At 50.0% G+C, this 7,203-nt stretch carries 7 protein-coding genes; all 7 read right to left on the reverse strand.

Annotated features, from left to right (window positions below):
* Positions 1 to 33: 33 nt before the first annotated feature.
* On the reverse strand, positions 34 to 687 hold the full coding sequence (locus tag AAC007_RS15045) for a riboflavin synthase (RefSeq protein WP_339677850.1): 654 nt from the start codon (positions 685 to 687) through the stop codon (positions 34 to 36).
* Positions 688 to 1,845 (reverse strand): bifunctional diaminohydroxyphosphoribosylaminopyrimidine deaminase/5-amino-6-(5-phosphoribosylamino)uracil reductase RibD, encoded by a 1,158-nt coding sequence (ribD, locus tag AAC007_RS15050; protein ID WP_339677852.1) that lies wholly within the window; start codon positions 1,843 to 1,845, stop codon positions 688 to 690.
* 2 nt (positions 1,846 to 1,847) lie between these two features.
* Positions 1,848 to 2,321 (reverse strand): transcriptional regulator NrdR, encoded by a 474-nt coding sequence (nrdR, locus tag AAC007_RS15055; RefSeq protein WP_219042880.1) that lies wholly within the window; start codon positions 2,319 to 2,321, stop codon positions 1,848 to 1,850.
* 125 nt (positions 2,322 to 2,446) lie between these two features.
* Positions 2,447 to 3,709 (reverse strand): serine hydroxymethyltransferase, encoded by a 1,263-nt coding sequence (gene glyA, locus AAC007_RS15060; protein WP_295874756.1) that lies wholly within the window; start codon positions 3,707 to 3,709, stop codon positions 2,447 to 2,449.
* Between the two features lie 515 nt (positions 3,710 to 4,224).
* Positions 4,225 to 4,671, reverse strand: a complete 447-nt coding sequence (locus tag AAC007_RS15065; RefSeq protein ID WP_339677854.1) for a hypothetical protein — start codon at positions 4,669 to 4,671, stop codon at positions 4,225 to 4,227.
* A gap of 183 nt (positions 4,672 to 4,854) precedes the next feature.
* Positions 4,855 to 6,873, reverse strand: a complete 2,019-nt coding sequence (locus AAC007_RS15070) for an ATP-binding protein (protein ID WP_339677857.1) — start codon at positions 6,871 to 6,873, stop codon at positions 4,855 to 4,857.
* Positions 6,870 to 7,203, reverse strand: a 334-nt coding sequence (locus AAC007_RS15075) for a Shedu anti-phage system protein SduA domain-containing protein (RefSeq protein ID WP_339677859.1), incomplete at its 5' end; no start/stop codon positions are given. The genes AAC007_RS15070 and AAC007_RS15075, both read right to left, overlap by 4 nt.

Raw genomic sequence — 7,203 nt, forward strand, 5'->3', positions numbered from 1 at the left:
ACTGTCCTAGCTCGTCGAGACGATTGGCGGCGACTATTTCCGCGTCTTTATAAATCCATTGTCGGCCAAAGTGGCCATAGAAAGCCCCGCAGGCTTGTCCGCCTGCAATAAGCGCTCGAGATAACGCGCCACCATATCGACTTCCAAATTAACTTCCGTACCGACACCGTAGTGTTGAATAATGGTTTCCGCTGCGGTGTGCGGCACAATATTCAAATCAAACGTGCTAGCCTCAACTCGGTTAACCGTCAGGCTAACACCATCTACACAAATCGAGCCCTTGCTCGCAATATAGCGGGCCAACTCACTTGGCGCCTGAATACGTAAGCGAAGTGAACGGGCGTCTTTGTGGCAAGCTGTCACCCGTCCCACACCGTCGATATGACCACTGACGATGTGTCCGTCAAAACGGCTACCCACCAACATTGCGCGCTCTAAATTTAAAGATTGACCAACAACAGCCTTGGCAAAGGTACTGAGTGAGAGTGTCTCATTAGAGACGTCCGCCCAAAAACCATCGCTTTCGATAGCAACCACGGTCAAACACACGCCGTTGCTCGCTATACTGTCGCCCAATTTCACATCAGCCATTGGCAGGCTGGCACAGCTAATCCGTAGACGCATATCACCACCGCGCTTTTCAATCGCGGCGATACTACCTTGCGCTTCTACAATACCGGTGAACATTTACGCCTGCTCCGCGCCATTGTGCTGGGCTTTTGGCACGCGGCATTGAATACGCCAATCTTTACCCACCGCGCGGATATCAATGATATCAATAGCCTGTTGCTCTTGCATCGCGGCCATCGGCCAGTCGACCAATGGCCGGCCACTACTCCCCATTAAACACGGGGCCATATACACAAACCACTCATCCACCAAGCCCGCGCGAAGTGCAGCGCCAGCTAACACCGCCCCGGCCTCAAGCAATACTTCATTACAGCCGCGATCCGCCAAGTAACGCATCAAAGCGGGCAAGCTGACCTTGCCGCCGCCATCATCCTCAATGACTACAATCTTAGCACCCGCCGCAATTAGCGCTTTTTGCTTGGCAATATCCGTCACTCGCGTTGCGATTAACACCTCGCCACCGCCGGCCAACAACTTAGCTGTTGGCGGCGTGCGCAGCGAAGAGTCGACAATCACACGCAACGGCTGACGCCATTTACCTTTGAGTGCCTGGGCCGACACATCCTCTACTGAAAAACTGTCTGGTCTCACCGTCAGCGCGGCGTCGTCGTACAGAATAGTTTCTACACCGCTTAAAATCGCGCAGCTTTGGGCGCGCAATTTCTGCACATCAGCTCTGGCCTCAGGGCCGGTAATCCACTGGCTTTCACCGGATGCCATGGCGGTTCTGCCATCTATACTACTGGCCGACTTTAAACGCAGCCACGGCAGGCCACCGCGCATGCGACGCATAAAACCAGGGTTTAGCGCTTCGGCCTGCGCGGCCATTAAACCCAAATCAACATGAATACCCACCTCTCGCAGACGGGTAATTCCGCGGCCGGCGACTAAGGGGTTGGGGTCTTCCATCGCCACTACAACGCGGCTCACTCCGGCATGAATAAGCGTATCCGCGCAGGGCGGCGTTCGACCTTGATGACTGCAGGGTTCCAGCGTGACGTAAGCGGTAGCACCCTTAGCGTCACTCAATTGCGCCAAGGCATTCACCTCGGCATGACCTTCGCCGGCGCGCTGATGCCAGCCCTGCGATATCAGCTGACCGTCGCGACAAATAACACAGCCAACGCGGGGATTTGGACTCGTTGAATAGCGACCGCGTTCAGCTAAGCGCAGCGCCTCAGCCATCATCCGCAGGTCGACATCGCTAAAGCTCATAACTACTCGTTAAATCCAGAGCGGGGTTCTGCCGACAGGCGGTCAATTTCAGCCCGGAATTCATCTAAGTCTTGGAAGCTTCGATATACAGACGCAAACCGCACATACGCAACGTGATCCAAGGCTTTCAAGGCTTCCATAACCTGCTCACCCACATCTCGACTGTCGATCTCGCGCTCACCGGTCGCCTGCAAGCGACGCTTAATGCCGCTAATCTCAGCTTCGATATGCTCAACACTGACCGGCCGCTTTTCTAGTGCTTTCAAGACCCCTGAGCGCAATTTTGCTTCATCAAAAGGCTCTCGTGAGCCGTCTGTTTTGATGATTTTTGGCATCAATAGCTCAGCACTTTCGTAGGTGGTAAACCGTTCCGAACAAGACAGGCACTCACGACGACGGCGAACCTGTCCGCCTTCCGCCACTAAGCGTGAATCGATTACTTTGGTATCGTCAAAATTGCAAAACGGGCAGCGCATATTAGGTAATGCCTCTTTGCGAGTTTATTGCAGCACAGCTTGGCGCACCATGCATAAAGCCCTGGGACAGATGTCGGACGTCAGACGTCGGAAAAACCCGACACGTCAGACATCCGACACCAGACTTATCCGTAAACAGGATAGCGCTTACAAATTTCCAGCACTTTCGCTTTCACTTCGTTGATTTTGGCAGTGGCATCGCCTGCTTCCAGCGCTTCCAATACATCGCACATCCAATTCGCCAACTCGATACACTCAGCTTCTTTAAAGCCGCGAGTAGTTACCGCCGGCGTGCCCACACGCAAACCGCTGGTGATGAACGGCGAGCGCGGGTCATTTGGTACCGCATTTTTGTTCACGGTGATGTTTGCCGCACCCAGTGCTGCATCTGCATCTTTACCGGTGTAAGACTTGCCGATCAGATCAACCAGCATCAGGTGGTTTTCAGTACCGCCAGAGACGATATTAATACCGCGTTCGATGAAGGTCTTGGCCATTGCCTTAGCATTGCTTACTACCTGCTTTTGGTAAACCACATACTCAGGCGCCATCGCTTCTTTAAAGCTAACAGCCTTAGCGGCGATCACGTGCATCAAGGGGCCGCCCTGACCACCGGGGAATACCGCCGAATTTAGCTTCTTCTCGATTTCTTCATTGGCCTTAGCCAGGATCAAACCACCACGCGGGCCGCGCAGGGTTTTGTGAGTCGTCGTCGTGACAACGTCTGCGTAGGGCATTGGGTTGGGGTAGACACCCGCTGCAACCAAGCCGGCCACGTGTGCCATATCAACCATGAGATAAGCGCCAACCATGTCAGCGATTTCGCGGAATCTAGCCCAGTCAACAATACCTGAGTACGCCGAGAAACCGGCGACAATCATTTTTGGCTTGTGCTCAAGGGCCAGTGCCTCAACCTGAGCGTAATCGATCTCGCCGGTATCGTTGTTCAAACCGTACTGAACCGCGTTATAGGTTTTACCTGAGAAATTGGGTTTAGCACCGTGGGTTAAGTGACCGCCAGCATCCAAACTCATCCCTAATACTGTCTCACCCGGCAATACCAGAGCTTGGTAAACCGCGCCATTGGCCTGTGAACCCGAGTGGGGCTGCACATTGGCGTAATCTGCACCAAACAGCTTTTTTGCACGTTCAATGGCCAGTGTTTCAGCCTTATCAACGTATTCACAACCACCGTAGTAACGCTTGCCAGGATAACCTTCAGCGTACTTGTTAGTCAGAACCGTACCCTGCGCCTGCATGACTGCGGGACTGGTGTAGTTTTCAGAAGCGATCAGCTCGATATGCTCTTCCTGACGCACCTCTTCTTCTTGGATCGCAGACCAGATTTCGTCGTCGAAACCGGCAATTGTCATCTCTTTGCTAAACATCACTACCCCCGAGGTATACACAGGCTTTGAAAAGCCGCGCATTGTACAATAAATGTGCGCTTTCGGCACCGTTTAATGGCATCCTCCGCGCCCTCAAAATAAATTTTTATCCGCGCCGCTACTGGCTCGACAAAACATTGCGGAACCGCCCAGCTTTCGGTACCTTTCCGTCTATTTAATCGTCGCCGAGCCTCGGCGACACAGTGCTTTGTCAGGAGTCAGCATGGCGCAATCTGCTGAAGAGTCCTATTATTTTTTCGTAACCTTTGGTGAGAGTGCTGATGAAAGCCTTTATATAAGCCCTAAAGCCCCAAAGCCACTCAGAACACCTCTCGTTTCCCTCCAAAAATTAGACATTTAGTTAAGTTTTACGAAAAACGGCTGCTAAACATAACTTTTTTCCGCCGATTTACGATGTAATTTTTCTGACTCAAGGCTACTCAAAGGGGCAGTCTGTTGACTTCCTTTTCGACACTAACCATTTATTTTAATAACCAAAAACAGGCGGTAGTGCTTTATACATAAGTTCCCGAAAATTCTTCAAACGAGCTGGTCACTGAAAACCCAACGTCACTACCAAGTGCTTTGAAGTGCTCCTTGCCACATGCGATCTTAGCTTTCTCGGCTGGACGAAGTGCATCGGTGAAGAGCGAGCCCTTGGTCTCCACAACGAAGTACAGCTTCTCCTTGCCGTCAGCCTCGATCAGTACGGCCCAGTCGGGGTTATAGGTTCCCAGAGGGGTCTCGATCTTGAACCAGTCAGGCAGCTTGGCGTAAAGCTTTATATCGTCACTGCCCTCGAAGGACTTGGCAAACTCCAACTCAACATCAGAGTCGTAAACCACGTGGTCAAACACCGACTTCTCGCTCTCGACCATGTTCTTCTGCAGATAGCCGAACAGTTCGTTGTCGCTGAAAAGCTCCTGGGCATAGAACTGATCATCTCCAATTTTGTGGCACACAAAAGAATGAGAACATTTTTTGTTGAGTTTCCTGTGTTTGTCATCAGGCCATGCAAGCGGCCAACAATGCGCTGTTTTGCGTCACGTGGGCATTCCAGTGCACCTATAACTATAGTGTTGCGACGGATCGGAAGTATGGCGACTTTCATCGCAGTAGCCGTTATATGTCGTCATTAGGCACTCCTATACAGTGGGCAAGCCAAGCTTGTCAAAGAATGCCCGGTTGCGCTCTCTGGCCGCTTTCACTAATTGGTCGAAACTAATTACTTCAATGTAAGCATGGGAAGGCTCGTTGTAACCGAAATAACCCATGCCGTCAGATGTAATACGCAAGTTCGCTCTGCGGCAACGTCGATGCATGGATTCAGTTAGGTCGCAGAGCACATAGCAATAGCCAGGGATGTCATTATTGCCTGGGATCGGACGACCGGATTTTGTAGAGACCTTTCCCTCTCGTATTCGCTCTAAATAGCTAAGTGCCTGATCAATCGGGTCCTTATCTTCGCCTTCACGCATGTCGTTGCGCATTGGACGTTTGATTTCGACAACGGTAATAGCTGCAAGGGGAAAACTGGTTTGATCATTAACAAGCAGTGGGTTATCAAACACTCTAAGGCTGAGCAAGTCAGGCTCTTTGGTGGACTTATTGCCAGTAATTGGCATGGCATTCAGTGTTTTGTCTGAGGCCAAGTAGTTATGAAATGCCAAGCGCTCATCGATCAGCCAAAGGTTGCAAGAATCCAGAAAAACCTCGCTGGAATCTTTGCGCATAGGCATGATCAGCTCATGAATCATATCTTCACGGGCGTACTTGCCATTATCTAAGCGCTCGATGGATTTTTGTAGCAGATCAATAATGACCTTGCGATGTGAAACGTAATTGGCAAGGTCTGATTTTTTAAGGTCTTCTGCCTTGCGTAGATATTCACTCAGCCGTTCTTTGTATTCTGCTACATGCTCCTCATTCTGAGGCTGCATGATGTCGTGCCCTTCGCTCACCAACTGCCGCTCCACTTCATACCACTGAGCATGCAGATGTAGTTCTAGATCCTTGTCAGACTTTTCCGGGTCAACAATGAGAAATTCTTCGGCTACATAATTGGCAATGGGGCGGTAGCGCGGTGCGTGATTGTTAATAAAATCATCCACCCGTTTGCGACCGGCTGACACATTTTCTGACAGGACATCCTGCAAATACTCTCTAGTCCGCTCTAACACCGCATCGCGAATGTGTTTGAAGCTGACTTCATTGAGCATGTCCTCTACGTCTTCGGCAATATCAAAGGAGATACGCTCACTGCGCACGTGCTCGTTGAGATAATCGGAAGACACATAGCAGGTGTATGTGAACTCGCCGGAAGCGTCTGAAATTTTACCGTACAAGCCAGTGAGTTTGCCTTGAATAGACTCTTCTTTAACCAATCGGTTGGCCGCACATAGAGCCAGTTGATGCTTTTTATTTACAGATGCTCGAAACTTAATGTGGGTCAGGTCGAAGGAATAATTACGAATCTTGATGGTTTCGAGGAACGCACTCGCGTGCATATGTTCTTGGAGCAAGAGATCAAGATCGAATACCTCTCTTGCATCTTCTACCAGAATCTTAGGTGCGCTGCCCTCGCGAACAAAATACCAAAGCACATGCTCCAGCAACTGATTGGCGATGGACTGGCCTTTGGTGGGCACCTGCTTTCGAAAGTTTTCATCAAACCCTACCAGCTTGACCAGAGTGCCTGACTGCTGGTCGGTAGCCGTCACAACTTTTTCACCGTGGACACCCAGTTTATCGTCAAAGCGGAATACGCGTTTTTTTAGTTCCCCATCAGCATCGAGAAAGTGGCTCTCCACTTCGACCAGATCAAACACCTTCAGCCACATCAAGCGGCCAACACCCCGGCAGCCCTTGGCAATTTTATGGTCGGAATCTAGGGTTTCAAATGATTTAAAGTTGGTTTCATCAAAACCACAACCATTGTCAGTGATGGTGAAACCGATAATAGGCGGTAGAGCTTTGGCGTCCAAATCCAAACCGCCTTGGGTAGCTCGATTGATACGAAGAACAATCTTGCCATTATCGGCATTGCCTTTTTCTTCAATTGAGTGAATAGAGTTTACCACCGCCTCAAATACCGGCATTAAGCCGTGGCTCTTGGGCAATGAGGTATTGCGTAAACGGCCCTTTAAATTTGTTTGTAGGCTCACGGCGCACCATCCTCTTTTTCTTCGTTGTTGCCAAGAAATTCGTGCAGTTGTTTTAACTTGAGTAAGAGCTCGTCAAAGGTAATAATTTGCACATTCTTCGAGTTGCGACGATACATCTCAAAAGACTTCTTCTCGTCTTCATTGCTAGGCATCGTACCAATTACCAAAATGCTGTTAACAGCATACGATTCAATGTCATAAATTCGATTGTTGTTTTTAATAGAGGCGATGTTTTGCTGTAGCTGATAACACTGGTCAAGCACTTGTGTTACAGATGTTGATTTGCATTTAAAACTGACCCAGGATTTGCATCTAAAATTGACCCACCCT

The sequence above is a fragment of the uncultured Zhongshania sp. genome (assembly GCF_963975605.1).
Taxonomy (GTDB): Bacteria; Pseudomonadota; Gammaproteobacteria; order Pseudomonadales; family Spongiibacteraceae; genus Spongiibacter; species Spongiibacter aquimaris.